Below are 18274 nucleotides of genomic sequence, written 5' to 3'. Positions count from 1 at the left end.
TATCTAAAATAAAGAATTCAACTCCTGATAATGATATTCATTTATTATATCCTCACGGTTACTATCAACTCTTTTAAAAATATCTTGTGAAACTGAATAGGCATCTATTTCTTCTTTGGTAAAAGTGTTCAGTAATGTTTTAATAGTATCTTCATTATCATTACAATTCAACCAATCATACTCATCAGTTGGATCCAAAATTAATGGCATTCTATAACTTCCTTTCGTATTCGGTGAGTTGTGTATTTTCTTAAATAAAGGATTAGCTTCAGTTGTAATTATACTTGCAGAAAACAAAGGCGTGTTTCCATCTTCAATGACACTATAAATTCCAGCAAAAGCAAACAGCTTATGATCATTCATTTTAAAGTAAAACGGTATCGATCCTTTAACTCTGTCATCTTTATGAGGTTCATATAAACCATCAGCAATAATTAAGCAGCGTTGCCAACTAATAAATTGATTGAACAAATAACTTTCAAATAATCGTTCCCTAGTAGCGTTTAAGGTGTTTGTTTTTCGTAAAAACTCACTTCTACCATACAGATCATAATTTGTGGGTAATAAACCCCACGAAGCAACATCGATTGTTTCCGGATCTTCTTGTCTTATGATGTAAAGATTTTTAGTTTCCCAGCCATTAAAATGAAAATATGGTTCATATACTTCAGGATATTCAAAAGTAGCTTGAAACCTATCTTCTAGCTTTCTATAATCTTTTTTGGTATTTGATATATGGTAGCACAATTTTTTGATATTTAACTTCTTACAAAGTACAAAAAAGTAAACAGTTAGAATGCTACATTTTTAAGCAATCATAACTACAAATAATAGCGAAATTTGCAATATGTATTCACAATATTTTTCAAGTATCGTTAAAAGTCAAGGTGTGCCGCATTTAAGTACTGATCAGTTTATTCGTTATCAGAATATAATTGCTTTGGAATATTTTATTCAAAAAATAAGGAGTATGGGTATTTCGCATTCCTTATTTAGAGTATTAAATAATTCCGAGAAAAATTTAAAAAGATTGACTAAAGGTTTGTCTCCAGAAGATTTACTCCAGGAGATGATTGAACTCTCAATCTGAAAAAATATTTTTATATTTAAACATGAAAAAGAAAAATAGAACCATCAGACTTTTCACATATCATTTAAAATGCCTTTTAATGATTTTCTTTCCTAATTCCAATGGAGGTAATCAATTTTGAAGATGGTTTATTTTATCTTACTAAGTGTTCAAATTATTAGAATTAAAAAAATCATTGAGTACTACTGTTTAAAATGAATAAACATCTCTCTAAAATTCCTGGATTATTAACTATAACTATACATTTTTTATTCAATTTTAAATTTTTTGATTAAAAATTATATATATTTACGTATGAAAAAGAAAGGTAGATTTACAATGCTTCTTGTATATCATATAAAGTCCCTTTAATAGTTTTTTTCCTATTTCCGCTGGGGGTAATAGGTATGGAAAATAGTAAAATTATTATTTTCATTTATAATGACTTTGTAGGTTTCATTTTAATCCTTTTATCCCGTATATATTTTACTCGATTATTTCAGTTGAATGTTTTCGAAGTATATATTTTCAATGATTAAAAAACAAATAAATAATATCATAAAATAACAAGACATGGGAAAAATCAAGGTATCAGATCATTCCGCTAAACATTCTGCCTATGGTAGTAGTATTCAACATAATGGGTTACAGTTATATTCTGTTTATACAGATGCAAAAGTTAACTCGATTATACAAAACTTAAAAAAAGAGATCAAAACTGAAATTATCTCAGAGGTCAAGTTTTTAAAACAAAGTGATAGTAATCTAAATGAGAAAATCGAGTCATCATTAGGAAATGTACTAGACAAAATTGATGAAATTCCAGAGATGATATTATCAAATGATAAACTATTAAATTTATTAGCTCTAAAAGTTAGTAAGATATTAAATAAGTAATTATGAGTAAAATAAAAGTACCAAATCATCAAGAAATTTTGGATCTTGGGATGACTGGAATTAGGTATGATAATAGTCTTTTTGAAGTTTGCAAAATCTCTAAAATGCATTCATTTATCAAAACCTTAAAAGATGAAATTAAAACTGAGGTTAATTATTTAAAACAGAGACAGATTAAATTAGATTAAAAAATTGAGTCATCCCTAGGAAGAATCTTTAGTAAGATTGACGAAATTCCTAATAATTATTGCACAATGAAGATTTAATTATTAAGATTACTTCAAAGGTCAGTGAAGCTTTAAGGTCTGAAGACTAAGTTTTAGAGTTAAAATTGAGAAAATTTAAAAAAAAAAAATAATTATGCCGATAAAATCACATTGTAATATTCCTCAAAAGTTCCGTACGCAATATGACTGGAACGATTCTGATGAAAGTTGGAGACGACAACAAGAAAATAAAGCGCCTAGTATATATACTACACATGAGACGAATACTTTGATTTCAAATTTGAGAAATGAAGTGAATTTTACTGTACAAGGAATGAAAGATTCATTAGACTCAGTTGATGAAGAGTTGAAAATCAAAATAGATAACTCTTTAGAAAATATAAATAAAATGTTTTCTAAGTTACCAGAAATGATTTTACAAAATGAAGAATTAATGCTCAAAATAGTACAGGAAGTATCAAATAGGATGCAAAATCAATAATAACCAATAGTTAGTTTTATGTCAGTTGAAAAAATTTATAAAAATGAACTAAATCTACCCATTAGTATTCATAATAATTTCTGTAATAATTATGATATCGAAACAGGTGGCGCCTTATCAGATTATTCTAGTAACATTGATTTAAAAGTAGATTCATCATTGAATGAGACTTTTACTGGTTTATCAAATAGGTACAAGGACCATAAACTTAATAGACTAATAGGTAAGACAGCATTAGAATTAAATGCTGCAATTGTAAAAGGAGCTTTTGAATTTGTTTCCATACCAGCTAAATCTACAGGAGTAGGTTACTTATTAACAAATGGAATAAAAAAGGGTATGGATATTTTACTGGATCAAACTATAGAACTCTATGATGAACAGTCAAAAATTGAGACCGAAAAAATTATTGGTAAACACCTTCAGATATTAAGAGATAAGGATAATGTGAAATTTGAAGAAATTTCTGGTATGAGTCAAGAAGATGCTTTTAAATTACTTTTTCAAAGTGATAAAGGAATTTTTGATAACAGTATTAAATATATAGAAGATGAAGACAAGCCTAATATGATTTTTCATATGGCTAAACTTATGGAAAGTAGGTTTACAAAAGCATTGGTATTAAATGAATTAGCTGATAGAGCTCAAGATGCAGAAATCGAAAATTTAAAAGAAAGTGTTGGAAAATTACAAACGTTGGGTAGGGCGTTAGTTCATTTTCAAAAAGAGAATGAAATTAAAATCTCTAAAATATCCAAAAATTTATTCGCTTTAAAGGAAAATGTTAAGGAGTTGCGGAATGATGTGAATATTAATAAAGAAGATATTAGTATTCTTAAAGATTTTATGTTCAACAATCTTGATGTTGAACAACAAATAAAAGCTATTGAATCAGGTATGAGAGGGGACCCCAATAAACCCGAGAATAAGAAGTTAAAATTACAATTAAAGGCTTTTAAAGCAAAAGAAGATTTGTCTAAGGAAATTAATAGTTATGTGAATGGTGCACAGACTATTATGAATATAGCAAATAATATTGGAGAGAAATTAGGAATTGATTCTGAATTTTTAAAATCGGCAAACGAATTGGTAAATGCTGGTTCAGTGGTGGCCAATGCATATTTAAATTATACTAGCGGTAATGTATTAGGAGCCGTTAGTCAAATTTCTGGATTGTTTGGTAGTAAAAAAGATGTTGCTGCTCAAAGACACGAACAGATAATGAAGAGGCTTGAGATTATAGATACTAAGTTAAATCATGTCCTCGATAATCAACAATTAATAATGGAAAATCAACAGAAGATAATTAATCTTCAGATAGATACTATAAAAACTCTTGGTCGACTTGCTGAAGATATCGATGAAAAGTATTCTCAACAGATGCAGAAATTAGATTATATACATAGAGATATTATTTATAATCGAGAAGTTTTAATGGATAACGCTTATAAAGATCTAGGTAATTTCGAACAATTTGTATATTACTATGATAACTTTAAACAAGTTGATGGGAAATTAGTAAATAATAAGGATCGTATAAAGCTTTGGTTTGATTATGGATGGATTTTTAAAGCCGCTTACGATGATTTATTACATTTTCTAAATTCAAGAAGAATAAGAACTTACCTTAAGTTAGAGACCTATGTTACAAGAGGTGAGTTTACTAAGCTAAATTTAACTTTAAAAGCTTTTGAAAGTTTTTTATACTTTATTAACAAGTTTCATTCTGATAAAATTGATCAAATAACGAATTCGGCATTACTAGCAACTGCAAGTTTGAAAGATTTAAATATAAAGAAGTCTAACCTTAACCCTAATAGAAATAATATTTATAGATGGAGTGCTGTTAGTAGTTTAATTTCTATTCATCATTTGGAAGCAGTATCAGAATTAGTTATGAGAACACAGGACTTTTTTATACTACAAAAAACTGATAGAAAATTATATACATGGGATGAACTGTATAATCTTGAAATTTATTCTTCAATAGGACTAAATATACTAATAGAGATTGAGCATTTATTTAATTTAGCAATTATTCAAGAAAATATTCTGACAGGTGATATAATGCTTGAATTAACTTATAAAACACTTTATGAGTCATTTAGTGAGGATCCAGCGACTTCGGAGAAATATGACGGTGTAATAGAGTTATTGAAGAATGAGATTTTTAGAAAAAACTTTGTCAAATATATGCTTGATAAGGAGTTGCACAAATCAAATACAAATCAACTTCAATATAACTTTGCACTTGCAATTACAGATTTAGAGAATAATTTGCTTCGTCGTATGTTTAATCATAAAAAGTTATCAACTGGCTTAACTTATATTACTGAAAATAAAAAGTTTAAAGAAGGATGGTATATCGCATTACCTAAAGATAAAGATGGTGATGAGATTTATTTAAAATTGATGGATTATAAAGAGTATGATAATGGAAAATTAAGTTATAGGTATGAAATGGAAAAGCTGCATTATCTTAAGGATAAAGTTATAGATGTAATTCTTGACTATCAGAATGAAGAAATTATCGGAGAAAATTTAGAATTGGTTAAACATTTAATGTCAAAATAACAGATGATTAAAGTAATTTCATTAAGCGATTTCAGTGGTACAAGAATTAAGTTAACACCAGGTCTAGGTATTAGAAACCCCAATTTTGAGAAGTTAGACTATTGGCTCTAAGAAAGGTGTCGTATGCTAAAAGGGAGGGGTTAGACCAAAAGGGAATTCTTTAAAATGCACATTCTGTTTATACTGTACAAGAGATAGATGAGAAAATTAATTTATTGAATGAACGATTAAAAGAAATTTCAAGTACTATTAAACTAGAGATAAATGATTTATTTAACTTTATAAATGAACTGTTAAGTAAAATTCCAGAAATGATTAAAAATGATGAAGAATTTAAAAATAAAACAAGCAATTACTTATAGCCATTGTTGTGCATAGTTGTTTTTTAACTATCAGTTTCTTTCGATGATTCAGGTAAAAACTCGTTTATTTTCACAAATACGTGTCTAAAGTTTTCGTAACTAGCTTCCGATATAGTAATAGTATTTTCAAATACTGCTTGGGCAAAAAGTTCTTTGGTCAAAGCAATATTTGTTCTTTCACGATTGTACACATCTGTGTCAATAATCACTCTTTTTCCAGCTTTATTTGTGTTTGATGAATCCCCACCTAATGTGAGATTATTATTATTTAAATTTATTTTACTTCTTTTTTCAAACTCATCTCCAATAAATAATCTTCTCCCATTGACCTCTGTTTTAATTTCATTATCTGAGAATAAAAATTCTGTGGATATTCCACTCGGCTCAATCTTGAAAGAATAAACACCAAGAGTGGATTCATTTGTGACTTTTGTATTAGTATCTGAGTCATATATGCCAACTCTAATTTTTCCAATATCTGTTTTGTCGATATCCCTTGTATTTACAATGCCCTTGAGATAATTGTTTAATTTGGAATCAGATAGTTCATTAACTATTTCAGTTCCACAAACACTAGATTCGACATCGGTTTCAGAACCAAATCTGTAAAACATCTCTTGAGTTATATTCTCAAATTCACCTTTTGAATGAAAATACTCCAATGCCTTAATAAAGTATTTCCAATCTGTTTTACCTTCGGTTATTATCAGAAAATCTTTTGAAGAAATTATTTTACCTTCAAGAATCCTTATTCTATTTTCTTGGTCATATATTTTAGAATAAAATTCTTCATTAACTATTTGTAATTCAGAATAAGAGTCTCTACTTACTTCTAATATTCTGTTTCCCGAAGTATTTGGTTTAAAGACTTCATAGTATTTGGCATCAGTAGTTGATAATCCTATCGTAGCAGGTGAATGAGTTGTCATAATTACCATAATGCCTTGGTCAATAAAGTATCTCTTTATTACAGAAAAGAAAATTTGAATTAATGAAGGATTTAATACAGCATCTAACTCATCAAGTAGTAAGAGCTTTTTTGTTGATAAACTACTTTCACCGAGTGATGCGAAACATAATGAAATTATTGTTTTCTCACCATCAGATAAATCAGATAGTAGTCTTGTGTCATTTTCATCCAAACTACCATCAGGCTTGAGTGCGAAAAGTTTAGGTTGTTCGTTAATCTCTACTCCAATAATTTCATAGTTATCCTTAAATCTGTATTGTAATCCTAATTCTTCAAATAAGTTATTCAATTTCGCCCAAGGTGATATTTCAAATTTGGAAGTATCAAAGTTTGCTCTTCCAACATCTTTCATTTTTTCACTGACTTTCAGAGCGTGATTAAAGAAAATCTCTCCTATGGAATTCGTAAAAACATCACCTGCTTTCCAAATGAAATTATTTGATTTTAGACATTTTTTCAAATCTTCTTGAGAAATTTTGCCAGTATTAAACTCTTGTTCTTCAAAATTTTCAAGAAGTATATTTTTTGCGGTAATTATAGATTCTAAATGCGGAAAATTATCTTTATTATTTGGGTTTAATCTAGTTTTGTTATAGTTGTTCCAGGCGTTCTGCGCTGATTGAATAAAACTTTGAGAAGAAGAGGCTGTAATTTCTCTAATTGCAATATTCTCCTTGAATGACCTAAAATCAATATCTTGAATTTTTATTAGAGCGTTGTTCAATGTAATAATTGAACTAATCTTATTTTGACTATTCTTACCTTCTTGCCCTAGAATAATGTTCAATAGTTGGGATTTCCCTGTTCCATTAATGCCGGAAAGCAGAACTAAATTTCCTTCAAATGAATAACTAAATCCATTTTCAAAAGATTTGTATTTCTGGTTTAATTTTATGGAAAGCTTTGTCATTAGCAATTATGTTTTTCAATTATTCACAACGGTCTCGTATATGAAAAGCAGCGGATTTTAAGTACTAACTTTTCAGTTCAACAATAACCTCTAATTTATTCATTTTGTTTCGTTTAAGAGAATTAACCGCTATTTTTTATATACGTTGTTAGCCTTTGTGCTTATTTCAATTCGTTGAATGAATCAAACCACAATTTTACTTCATCGAAGCAGTTTATTTCATCTAAATGTGTCTTTGTAATCTTGTCAGCGTGAGTATTATTAAGTTGGTTCTTAATTTTACTCGTTCTCTTCTTTTTCTCTTCTTTTTCCAAATCGTTCCATAATTTCGTGCTTTCGGAATTTTCTAAATTATGTTTACCAATAATATCTGATACGTCTGCTGTAGTCCAATCTGTCCCATTTGGAATTACAACTCCATAGATTTCTGTTATCAATGACGGTGGAAATAAATTTTCCATTTCACGATGACTTGTGGTGAATGCAATGTTTCCATTTCCTTTTGCATTAATTGCGTCAACATATTTTTGATATTTATTAGGTTCATCAGAGCCTATATCACTATCATAGATATGAATCTGATTTAGATTTAGTTTTCCTAAATAATCTTGATTTACCCAAAATTGCAATGAACTGCCTCCTAATGGTAATAAAATGATTGATTCTTCATTTTCGATATCGCAAATTGAATTTAGTTCAGGTATACTTTGACTCATTTTTTTTAAAAAGGCAATATCATTTTTGCCTTCTACGCATATTGCTAATTTAACTTTTGATATATCTTCTAACTCAATTGAAGGAAGTACACCCAACTCGTCTGCGACTTTTCTGAAAATGTCATCTTCTTCTCTTGAAACTATAATCTCTTTTTCAATCTTTTCTAAAAATATCAAACAATTAGGCTCAATCTGCTTAGCAATTCCTGGACTGTGTGTTGTTAGAATGACCTGGTTATTCGAACTTTTTGCAAGCGTTTTAAACGCTTCAATCAAAAGTAATTGATGATGAGGATGTTGAGAAGTCTCGGGTTCTTCTAATGCATAAATGATATGAGGCACATTTTTTTCCTTTCTCTGTTTTTCTGCTTCTGCACGGAAAAAATTTAATAAGATTAGTCTTCTAACTCCACTACCTCTCTTGTCAAGAGGTATATTTTCGTCACTTAGTAGATTAAACTTAAAAGCACTATCCCAAGTTGGTTCAGAGAAAACAGGGTCGAGGGAATCAGCTATTTCTGTATTCATCTCCTTCAATTTTTCGATAGTCAATTTTGCAACTTCGGAAGAAGCTTTCTCAACAGCTTCTTTAATAATTTTTAACTGACTTTGTAAAGTACTATCCTTTAAAATATGTTTTATGACCGTTTTCATTGGATTCTGAACTTCCGAATCCTTTTCCTCATTTTTTCTGTCCGATTGAAATAAAGAATAAACTGGAAAATATGATTCTAACTGGTTCCATATTTCTTTTCCTACATTTTGAGTTTTGTCAGAGCTTTTGAATACCGTAACAGGTCTTAACTTACTCTTTAAATTTTCTCCCAAATGATTTCTTATGGCTTCTCTTATAGAAGATGAAATTGTCCCATTATAGTTTTCACTCGGAACTTCTAAATCCTCGGCTCTTTTTTTTAATTCATCTATTTTTAGACTTAATAAATCTTTGGCTTTAGTATGACTCGGGTGTACAGCAACAAGGTCAATTTTTTTAACTCCTGTAGCCCCATAAGTCTTTTGAATTTCTAAAAGGTTGTTTTCATTCAACAAAAGTTCGTTTTCTAGGCTCGTCTCAACTGTACTGTCAACTATCAATTTTTTGGGTAAATCAGAAAAAACTAAACTTATCTTGCACTCATTACCTCCATTCATATTGATATCCGCTTTGCCATATTTACTAATAGCAGATTTGTCATTGATGAAAATATCGATTGCTTCTAAAACAGTTGATTTTCCTATATCATTGCGACCGACAATCACATTGAAAGAACTAAAATCAATTTCTGTTTTAGTTCGATAACCTCTAAAATTTTCTAAAATCAGTTTTTCAATTCTCATAAATGTTGGATGGTTTTTTCAGCATTGAGGCTAACATATTATAACATTAATAATTGTTACTTTATCCAATATAATTTACCGGATAACAGGAACAATGTTGTAATTTTTAAAAAGTGATCTTTAGTGAAATCTTTTTCGGGGTATTTCCAAATATATTGAAAATAGGTTTAAATAAAAATTATTTTAAAATATAATTATCAGATAAGAAAACATTTATGTAAGTAGCGAAGATTTTTCACTTATTTTCAGGAACAATAATACCCTGCAAAATTATTTTGCAGGGTATTAAAATGATAAACCTTTTGAAAATCGGTATTACAAATCAATAATCACATTATCTTTATTTTTATTTGGGATATGAAAAGTTTTATCACTCTCAATTAATTTTTGATAATAAGGTGAATACTTCAATTCTGAAATTGGTGTATGAGAATTGTATCTATTCTTATGATTGTACACATAATTGTTTCTAAAATCTGCAACGTCTTTTTCAACTTTTAGCACAATATCTCCATCGAATCCACCTTTTGAACCACCTCTCATTTTACCGTCTGAAGTTCTTTGAAAGATAATCCAGAACAATTTTCCATCGAATTTCTTTCTAAGATCTTGATCAAAGTTAACCTTAGAATTCAACTCCAATACTTTTGCCCAGGAATCAATTAAAATCAAATCGAAATACTGAACACTGTTTAAAATTCTTTCGAAGTTTTGTTGTTTTGTTAGTTCAGTATCATCACTTTCAATTGAGATTTTTCCTTTCGTAGATTCATCAAAATATTTATTGATTTTTTGTTTAACAACTGAAGAATCTCTGTGTTCCTCTAAACTCCAAATAATAACATTGTATCCCGATTTTGCCATTACTTGAGCAAATTGATATGTTGTATGAGTTTTCCCACCACCTTCAGGAGAATCTAAAGTAATAGCTAAAGATTGTTTTGGTTTTTTCTCAATTTCACCTAAGAACTTTTTCCAGTCATCATCAATAATATTGAATATTTCTTCTGGATTATTGATGTCATTTAGAATTTCTTCGGATGTCTTGTATGGGTTGAGTGGTTTTGGTTTATCAATTGTTTTCGTTCGTAAAGGAGAAGAAATTTCTTTATGATTCTGATTACTTTTTTTATCACCATCAACAACTATTTTCTTTTCAGGTAGAACATTGTGTCCTTTTATTGTTATATCCTTATGTGTAATATCATTAGTTTCAATAATATCAACAACAGTTGTTGGTTGCTCTTGGTTTTCGGCAGTTAAATCTAATACAACTTCACCAGCTCCTTTTAAACCCAATTCTAATTGCTTTGGTTTTCCTTTTTGTTTTGGAATTGAGAAGTTTACTGATACTTTCAAATCTCTTTTATCAAGTTCGGATTTTATCTTTTTAATCAAAGATGTTTTTCCAGCTTCAGAGAGTAACGATGATTTTTTATAGTTTGGGTAGTAACGAACATTAGAAAGAATATGTTTAGATAGCAATGCATAGCCATAAGCTTTGGCTAAAGTAGCATCAGAGGTCTTTTCTAAATTATATCCTTTGCTTACATGAGAAAAGATAGTCTTTTCAGAGATTAACTTTTTAAATTCAAAATAAAACTCTTTTTGGGATAGTTTCTTTATCAGTTTCTTTAAATACAGCGGATTTCCGTCTTTATCTCTCTGTAAGATATAATCGGCTGCTTTTTGCGCTGCTGAAGAAGCTCTAAGAATTAATCGGTTGTCTTTTTTAATATCTTTAATTACACTTTTCCAACCTTTTATATATTCAGCATGATTTTTTTCTGTTCTCCAAATAATACCAGCTTCAGCACTTAAAAAAACAGCTCCGAACTCAGCAATTAATTCTTCTTTAGCATACAATTCTTTTTCCTTTGAAAATACTCTATCTAATCTACTATGATGACCAGTTGCATGAATATACTCATGGAACAACGTTCTATAGTAATCTAATTTTGAATCAAACCTTTCAATTTTAGGTGTTTTTACATAATCATCATTTACAGAATAAAAAGCCCTATCTTCTCCATGTCTTAGCTCTGGAATTGGAGCTGGAAAATTTTCAATAATGGCTTCAGCTGCTTGTAATTTCTGACCATCATTTCTAACCAAATCTTTTTCAAGTTCCTCCAAATTGAAATCTATACCATCAATATCATTTCCATTGAAAATCTTATAGTATTTAATAATCGGTATATAGGATTGAGCAACTAGTTCTTCAATTGTAAATTTCGACTCACTTAATAATCTAATTTTACTTTTGTTTGCCTTTAAGTATTTAATAAATTTCTTTACATCATAGGTCGCAATTTTCAATCCTTCCTTATCGGACTCATAAATGAATAACCTGGTATAATAAATTACAGGATGTCCTTTACTTCCTTTCTTTAGCGTTCCTTTTAACTTTTCAATTTGCTTGAAGGTTAGGAAATAAGGATTAGTGAATGAACGAAAACCAAATAACGTTAATAGATTATGATTGATTCCTCTGTACGGTTTTTTAGTAATGAAATTATATGGAGTTATAAATGGATGCGCTTTCCATCTTTTCTCCCAATTCTTTCCGGAAGCTTCATTAATCATTTCAATCATTTGATCGGTGATCATTTGATAGATATCTGATTGAGATACTTTCCCATTTAAACCAACATCTTCAGGTAAATCAACTAAAGGAATTCCAAGACCTTGAATTTCCTCATTACTTAGTCCTTTTAAACTTTTTGATAATTTAGATGCAATGTTGATTTCAAATTTATCTGCCTTTGAATTATCAAGAATTGATTTAGTCTTTACATATAACTCATTAATTTCAGGTGAAACAGCAGCTAACAACTCAGCTTTAGAATTTAGAGCGACCAGCTTATTTCTATCAACAGTTGTTTTATCTAGGGCATTATATTGATTGATAAATTCTTCTACCATTATGAGATAAAGTTTTCCGTATTTAATTCATATTGTTTTCCCATAGAATCTAAGAGTAATACAATTTTTAAGTTCTTTTGTACATCACCTTTAAAAACCGATAAGTTTTCAAGTAAGCTTTTGGTTTCAAGTTCTACGGGAATATTATTAAGCGTAATAGAATCATTTGCCTTTATTTTCAAATCATGAACATCCACAAATGCAGTTGCTAAAAACCTATTGTTAGTTCTATTAAAAAACCTAATTTCTTTAATCTTTAGTAACTTAAAAGAAGTAAGTCCTAAATCTTCAGAACTTTCATTAGTTATTGTTAGATCCAGAGAAATTTTCAATAAGTTTATACTAAAACTACCTATTCTAAAACCAGTAATTTTTACTTTAAGTTTATTGATAATCTCTTTGGTTTTTCTTGCTTTATTAACCGCAAACAAAGCGATTGTAGCGACACTAGTTATTATTACTCGTTTCATTTGTTTCGTTTACATAATCAGCACTTCCAAAAGTTATTGGATACCATCCTGATACATTTATTATTCCGTTAGTAAAAGAGACAGCTTGCATAAATTGATTTGTTCCCTGTCCAATAGAACCCGATAAGCTGTTTGAATATTCAAACACTATATCTTTTTTATCAAAACCAGGTGTATTTCCACCACGTGAACGAGCTATGATATTGTAAAAATTCACGTTAGAACCAGTAAAAGCTGCAATTAAATAGGGTTGAGAAATTGTACTCGTTACCGAATACGGAAAATTACCAATACATAAGGTGTTACTGGGAGTACCTGTTTGATTTATATTGGTTAGAATTACATGAAAATAAACAAGGTTTCCAATTCTTTCATAAAATGAACCTGAATTGGTAAACGTATATGAAGCAGTTCCACCAGCATCAAATAGAGTTGGTTTAAAAGAATTACGAATACTTCTTTGTAGTAGACCTGCGGTTGTAGCTGTTGGATAAGGTAAAATAGCATTTGAACCTGAAGTGCTTTCCACTTCTTTTGTTTGAGCATTATAACTCAAATCTACTTTACCTAAAGAAAGTAGGTATTTTAAAATCTTATAATCTAAATGGATTTTCATTTCTTACTTTATTATTTGAATTTAGCTCAACTTTAATTTAAAATCCCGTTGGTGGAGGACCTATAATAACAGAACTGTTGAAATATTTAATTTCCCTGTTCTCAAATTCTTCTATGGTACTTTCTTCAAATAGAGTTATTTCAGGAAAGTTTCTGTACAATTCTTCATTAAAGTCAGCGATATTATCAAAGGTGATTTCTAATTCAGAGAGATTCACAAAGGCTGAGTTAACAATTCCTATTGAAACGGTTTTTGGGAAATACATTAAAATTCCTTTTTTACCATCTGGAAAGAATACCGTTTTTACTTCGATAGGCTCAGAATTCTTATAAAGCGTTTCAAGTTGACTCAGCAAAGTTTCTGGGGAATCCAATAAATCACCTTTTTTAAGCTTCTCAACAAAATTCAGAGGACTGTTTTCTAGATCAGAACTAACTTCACTAAAAGTTACTTTATCGAAATCATAATCATCAGTTTCTCCTGTGTAGGCTAACCATTGAGCTTTGTTAATAATTGTAGTATTTATCTCAGCCGTAAAAGGAGGTAATGTAGTCCTAGCCTTATTCTGATATAATTTGGTAAACCCAACATTTAACTTACATCTGATGTTAGAAATTGGGAAGTCTGGTAACTCAATAAAAGCAATTACTCTATTAGGTGTAAATCCATCTGAAATTCCTAATGCAGAACTATTAAAAACAGTTCCAAGATTGCACATTTTTAGTGTATTATCTTTTAAATGAATACATACACCATCTATTTCACTTACCCCACCACCTCCATTTTTAAAAAAACCTAGTTCAGCAAATTTCTTGACAAGTTCTACGCCGTTGGCGGCACCAAAATCATCAGTTAATTCGCTGAGTAAAATTTTCTCATTACTAAATGTAGTTTCATCTTTATCCGGAAGAATTTGAACGCCTCCAGGAATATCAATTAACTCTCTTGATTTAGAAGTTGATTGAACAGATGTTTTTCCATCTTTTTGGAAAGTGACTACAGTTACATTTTTTATTAATTCTATAGTTATTTTTCTTCCCATATCTATTTTTTAGTACAACCACATGCTGTTGAATTTCCAACAACTGTTGTTGAATTGTTGCTTACTATTTTAAGCGGTTTATATAATCGTTTGTAGCTAAATCCTAAAAAGCTGTAGGTAATAGCTAATTCAGAATTCTCTAAAATGTTTTCCGTAACATCAGGAGAAAGCACATTGAAAACAATATCAATATTTGAATTTGCTACAATTCGGCTGTTGAGATCACAACTAGAATTTGTCGCTGCTAAATTTTCTTTGTTGTATAAAACATCAATTGACCTAATGTTGTAGGGAACATTAAGCGAGGTTAAAGGCATGATATGCAAAATAGCTTTCCCTTTATCCAGACTTTTGATTCTTAGTTTGAATTTTACAGCATCAATGAATTCAATAAACTTCTTTCTTTTGAAAATAGTTTTTATAGTCACCAGAGCTCCGAATAAAAATAGACCTCCATAATTTCCTGACTCTTCTACTTTATTGTTTTTCTTTTCTTCCATTTAATTAAGGTAATAGTTGTTATGGATGTGTTTTTTTATAGGTGTCAAATTCTCTTTTAAGGGAGTTATATTTTTGTCTCCATTGAGTTTCAACTTCCTCTAACTTTGTTCTTAATGTTGAAACTTCAGATCTCATTTCTTCAAATTTTTTATCTGAATCTTCTACATACTTATCGTAGGCTAGTTGCATTCCTGAAAGGGCATCAGTTTTCTTTTTCTTTCTTTCTAACCAAACGGAAAATATACCCCCAGCTCCAAATAGATATGCGAATACATGATCAATATTATCAATTAGGTATTGTTTCATTTTTATCGGGACTTCTTAGTTTTAAATAAATTAATGACCCTATTGAAAAAGTGAATAATGCTACAAGCACTTTTTTTTTTCGATAGAGATACTAAATTTCTTTGCTAGTGAAGCAACTCTGTTTCTCCAAATGTCAATCCATTCATTATTGTTAATAGATTCATAGTAATTCAATCTGTACTGACTAATTCTCTGGAATAGTTTTGTTGGATTAACCTCATTGATTGAAACAACTGTTTTATGACCAATTGCTCCATCAACAATCAAACTCTTATTGAAATATTTGTTGAGAACCACTTGAACTATTTTACCAATTGATTTTGGCCCTGCATTAATAGCATGATCTACGATATTTTCTGCAACTGCTTGTGAGTTTATTTCGGAAGCTCTAACAGCATCCCAGTACCATGTTTTGAAAATACTCGTCGCAATTTCTTTAGTAATAGCGAGCATATCTTCTTCAGTTGGTGGTCTACCAATCCAACTCTCATAAACTTTTGCCGAGATCCCTAAATTTGTACCGACTAATTCTCCTTTGGAATTATAATTGCCAGGATCAGAAGAAATCTTTTGATAGCCACCTTCAAACTTTAAGGCTGTTTCTTTGTATAAATAAAAGTCTGCCATTATAAAGTAACTTGTTCTACATATTCCCTATTAGCCATATAAATTCCTCCGGCTATCAATGCTATAATACCTAAAGCTAAAAAGCCTTTCTTTTTATTTGAACTGATTACTACTTCATCCAAAAATTCATCTGAAGGTAATAGGACGATATCTCCTTGTAGTTCAATTCCTTTTAACTGCTTTCCAGACTGGCCAACATGTGAGATTTTAATTTTATCTGAGTCAGCAGCTTCAATTTTTATCCAACCATCAAAATTTGAAAATGTTCCTTGATTTGTCGTTGTATTCACAACATTTACATCAGGAATTGGCACTCCTAAATCGTCAATAATTCTTGCTGTTTTTATAGCCATAGTCTAAATTTTCTTATTAGTTATTTGATGTTGTAATACAACTCCTTGATCCTTAAAAATCCATCCTTTTTCGATGATATAATAGTTTTCTTCTGATCCATTTTCTTTGGTAAAAACACCATGAGCAATTACTTCACCTACATCTTCTCTAAACTCAAAATTTCCATATAACTCTCCAGTACCTTTCCAGTTTCCATTTTCATCTTTTACAGCTTTATTCACTGTAATCATATTTTTAGAAGCTGAATACAAATTTGTTCCAATTGGATAAAGCGTTTGTTGGTTTTGATTATCATTAGGAGAATTAATTATGTTCCAGAACGTTTTTAATTCTGAGGTATCTAATCCTTTTCTAATATCATCAAACAAGTTTCTATCAAACAGAATAGAATACGCCTCCGAAACAGCTTTTACATTCGTTACTTGACTTGCTATGCTATACAAAGCAGATTCATCAGTTGAGATGTTTATCGAGGGTATTAAGTAGCTTAATAAACTAGAATCAGGGAAACCTACTCTTGTAAATGACTCATAAATGATAGCTGCTGCAGTAAGGTTTGGATTTCCAACATTCTCACGAGCAAAACGATCTGCTCGTAATTTTTTAAACTTAGAATATCCGTAACGAACAACAGCTAAAGAACCTAAGGCAACTAGCATGAATTTTGCAGCATTGACAGATTGGCCAATCGCTTTTTTTCCTTCATCCGAACCAATTACTTCATTAGCTATCATTGCAGCTGGTAGTCCTTTTAAACCCTGATTCTTTTTCATAGTTACTTTACAAATGTTTTTAAGAGACTGAAGTTTTCTTTAAAAGCATTTATTGCTTTTGGATTCTCCAAAAATTCAGCGAGCATTTGTAATCCTTGTGTATCAGATTTAGAAAGAATAGTCTCTATTGCATTCTTTCTTGCTTGTTTGTCTGCTATGTTTTTACCATTTATTGCTACTTGAAAAGTCATTATATCATTTGTTTTAAATTATACTTTGTAACCAATTCACTTACTTCTTTCGCGAATTCAGTTACGTTTTGCTGTCCTATTGCCAATAACACTAAATCATTAGCTTGTTGATCAGTAAACTGAGGAGATCTTACCAGAGTAACTAAACTGTGCTTTATTTCAGATAAGTTTTCTTGTGCTGCATTCATACCAGGGCTAACAGCAACTTGTGGTGATTGTTTCTGCATTAAAGCTGGTATTAGATTTTTAGCAACTTCTAATAATGCTTTTGATGTTTCTGGATCTAAAGCAGGTTTGTCCTCAAGTTTTAAGGATTTAATTTCTAATTCGTTGCTCCTCTGAGCAAACATTTGTTCAGTTTGGAGCTTTCTGTTATCGTTGGTAAGTCTATCAATCTCCCTATTTAAGTCCTTGATTTTATCTTTTAACTCCTGGTTTGTTTCTTTTAGCTCATCATATCGTTGCGCTTTGGTATGTAATGAAATAGCTTCTACTGCATTCATTCCAAACCCTCCATTTAATCCAAACATTTGTTGTTGATTTGATGCAACAGTTGTTTGATAAGTAGAAACAGCTGGTGCAACAGTTGGTTGAACTGCTGCACTTTTACTTGCTGTTTCATGAACCACCAAATTTTCACTGTCTTGTAGAGCAACTTCTTTTGGGTTGTCAACCCTTAAGTTTGAAGTTCCATTAGGTTTATACTTTTGTATTAGTAATCTTGTAATTCCTTGAGATTTATATACAGATATTAAACTTTCCAAAGAACCATACTTAGATACTAACTCATCATACTTCATCTTTTTCTTTAAAGTTTTATGAGCTGAATAATCTATAATATCAATTGAATGTTTTGGATTGCTCTTTAAAAAGTATTTTATGCTTTCTATATCTTGCATATTCATAAGTTAGGTGGTGGTTTTAT

General features: G+C 29.9%; 19 protein-coding genes. 5 read left to right on the top strand and 14 right to left on the bottom strand.

From position 1 onward, the window contains the following. Nucleotides 1–3 precede the first annotated feature (3 nt). A complete protein-coding gene (locus ACOSP6_RS11075) occupies nucleotides 4–747 on the bottom strand; it encodes an SOS response-associated peptidase (protein ID WP_422093352.1) in 744 nt (247 codons plus the stop codon). Between the two features lie 100 nt (nucleotides 748–847). Here ACOSP6_RS11075 and ACOSP6_RS11070 point away from each other — a divergent pair, with 100 nt between their 5' ends. The 5 genes from ACOSP6_RS11070 to ACOSP6_RS11050 all read left to right on the top strand — a co-directional run bounded on the left by ACOSP6_RS11070 (nucleotide 848) and on the right by ACOSP6_RS11050 (nucleotide 5248). Continuing rightward, the gene (locus ACOSP6_RS11070) at nucleotides 848–1090 is read left to right on the top strand and encodes a hypothetical protein (RefSeq protein ID WP_422093353.1); all 243 of its coding nucleotides are present in this window, start codon (nucleotides 848–850) and stop codon (nucleotides 1088–1090) included. Between the two features lie 552 nt (nucleotides 1091–1642). After that, complete coding sequence (locus tag ACOSP6_RS11065) at nucleotides 1643–1966, top strand: hypothetical protein (RefSeq protein WP_422093354.1); 324 nt, start codon at nucleotides 1643–1645, stop codon at nucleotides 1964–1966. A gap of 2 nt (nucleotides 1967–1968) precedes the next feature. Beyond that, nucleotides 1969–2154 carry a hypothetical protein gene (locus ACOSP6_RS11060; RefSeq protein ID WP_422093355.1) on the top strand — a complete coding sequence of 62 codons (186 nt, stop codon included), beginning with the start codon at nucleotides 1969–1971 and terminating at the stop codon, nucleotides 2152–2154. A gap of 172 nt (nucleotides 2155–2326) precedes the next feature. Beyond that, the gene (locus ACOSP6_RS11055; RefSeq protein ID WP_422093356.1) at nucleotides 2327–2674 is read left to right on the top strand and encodes a hypothetical protein; all 348 of its coding nucleotides are present in this window, start codon (nucleotides 2327–2329) and stop codon (nucleotides 2672–2674) included. An 18-nt stretch (nucleotides 2675–2692) separates the two neighbouring features. Beyond that, the gene (locus ACOSP6_RS11050) at nucleotides 2693–5248 is read left to right on the top strand and encodes a hypothetical protein (protein ID WP_422093357.1); all 2556 of its coding nucleotides are present in this window, start codon (nucleotides 2693–2695) and stop codon (nucleotides 5246–5248) included. A 385-nt stretch (nucleotides 5249–5633) separates the two neighbouring features. Here the strand turns inward: ACOSP6_RS11050 and ACOSP6_RS11045 are convergent, their stop codons facing one another. The 13 genes from ACOSP6_RS11045 to ACOSP6_RS10985 all read right to left on the bottom strand — a co-directional run bounded on the left by ACOSP6_RS11045 (nucleotide 5634) and on the right by ACOSP6_RS10985 (nucleotide 18248). Beyond that, nucleotides 5634–7490: an AAA family ATPase gene (locus tag ACOSP6_RS11045; RefSeq protein ID WP_422093358.1), complete on the bottom strand. Its 1857-nt coding sequence runs from the start codon at nucleotides 7488–7490 to the stop codon at nucleotides 5634–5636. A 161-nt stretch (nucleotides 7491–7651) separates the two neighbouring features. Next, nucleotides 7652–9544, bottom strand: a complete 1893-nt coding sequence (locus ACOSP6_RS11040; protein ID WP_422093359.1) for an ATP-binding protein — start codon at nucleotides 9542–9544, stop codon at nucleotides 7652–7654. 315 nt (nucleotides 9545–9859) lie between these two features. Further along, nucleotides 9860–12469, bottom strand: a complete 2610-nt coding sequence (locus tag ACOSP6_RS11035; protein WP_422093360.1) for an ArdC family protein — start codon at nucleotides 12467–12469, stop codon at nucleotides 9860–9862. After that, entirely contained in the window at nucleotides 12469–12939 is a 471-nt protein-coding gene (locus ACOSP6_RS11030; RefSeq protein ID WP_422093361.1) for a hypothetical protein, read from the bottom strand. The genes ACOSP6_RS11035 and ACOSP6_RS11030 overlap by 1 nt, the downstream gene beginning before the upstream one ends. Then, on the bottom strand, nucleotides 12917–13555 hold the full coding sequence (locus tag ACOSP6_RS11025) for a hypothetical protein (protein WP_422093362.1): 639 nt from the start codon (nucleotides 13553–13555) through the stop codon (nucleotides 12917–12919). Before ACOSP6_RS11025 ends, ACOSP6_RS11030 begins: the two co-directional genes overlap by 23 nt. A gap of 37 nt (nucleotides 13556–13592) precedes the next feature. Then, the gene (locus tag ACOSP6_RS11020) at nucleotides 13593–14597 is read right to left on the bottom strand and encodes a hypothetical protein (protein WP_422093363.1); all 1005 of its coding nucleotides are present in this window, start codon (nucleotides 14595–14597) and stop codon (nucleotides 13593–13595) included. Nucleotides 14598–14599: 2 nt separating this feature from the next. Next, entirely contained in the window at nucleotides 14600–15097 is a 498-nt protein-coding gene (locus tag ACOSP6_RS11015; RefSeq protein WP_422093364.1) for a hypothetical protein, read from the bottom strand. Nucleotides 15098–15116: 19 nt separating this feature from the next. Next, entirely contained in the window at nucleotides 15117–15404 is a 288-nt protein-coding gene (locus ACOSP6_RS11010; RefSeq protein ID WP_422093365.1) for a hypothetical protein, read from the bottom strand. 60 nt (nucleotides 15405–15464) lie between these two features. Continuing rightward, nucleotides 15465–16031: a glycoside hydrolase family 108 protein gene (locus tag ACOSP6_RS11005; protein WP_422093366.1), complete on the bottom strand. Its 567-nt coding sequence runs from the start codon at nucleotides 16029–16031 to the stop codon at nucleotides 15465–15467. Next, the gene (locus tag ACOSP6_RS11000) at nucleotides 16031–16384 is read right to left on the bottom strand and encodes a hypothetical protein (protein WP_422093367.1); all 354 of its coding nucleotides are present in this window, start codon (nucleotides 16382–16384) and stop codon (nucleotides 16031–16033) included. The genes ACOSP6_RS11005 and ACOSP6_RS11000 overlap by 1 nt, the downstream gene beginning before the upstream one ends. 3 nt (nucleotides 16385–16387) lie before the next feature. Next, entirely contained in the window at nucleotides 16388–17158 is a 771-nt protein-coding gene (locus tag ACOSP6_RS10995) for a hypothetical protein (RefSeq protein WP_422093368.1), read from the bottom strand. Between the two features lie 2 nt (nucleotides 17159–17160). Continuing rightward, nucleotides 17161–17349 (bottom strand): hypothetical protein, encoded by a 189-nt coding sequence (locus ACOSP6_RS10990; RefSeq protein ID WP_422093369.1) that lies wholly within the window; start codon nucleotides 17347–17349, stop codon nucleotides 17161–17163. Beyond that, nucleotides 17349–18248: a hypothetical protein gene (locus ACOSP6_RS10985; RefSeq protein ID WP_422093370.1), complete on the bottom strand. Its 900-nt coding sequence runs from the start codon at nucleotides 18246–18248 to the stop codon at nucleotides 17349–17351. Before ACOSP6_RS10985 ends, ACOSP6_RS10990 begins: the two co-directional genes overlap by 1 nt. Nucleotides 18249–18274: the final 26 nt, after the last annotated feature.

Source organism: Tenacibaculum sp. MEBiC06402 (assembly GCF_049239625.1).
Taxonomy (GTDB): domain Bacteria; phylum Bacteroidota; class Bacteroidia; order Flavobacteriales; family Flavobacteriaceae; genus Polaribacter.
This window is presented reverse-complemented; position numbering and strand designations above follow the sequence as displayed.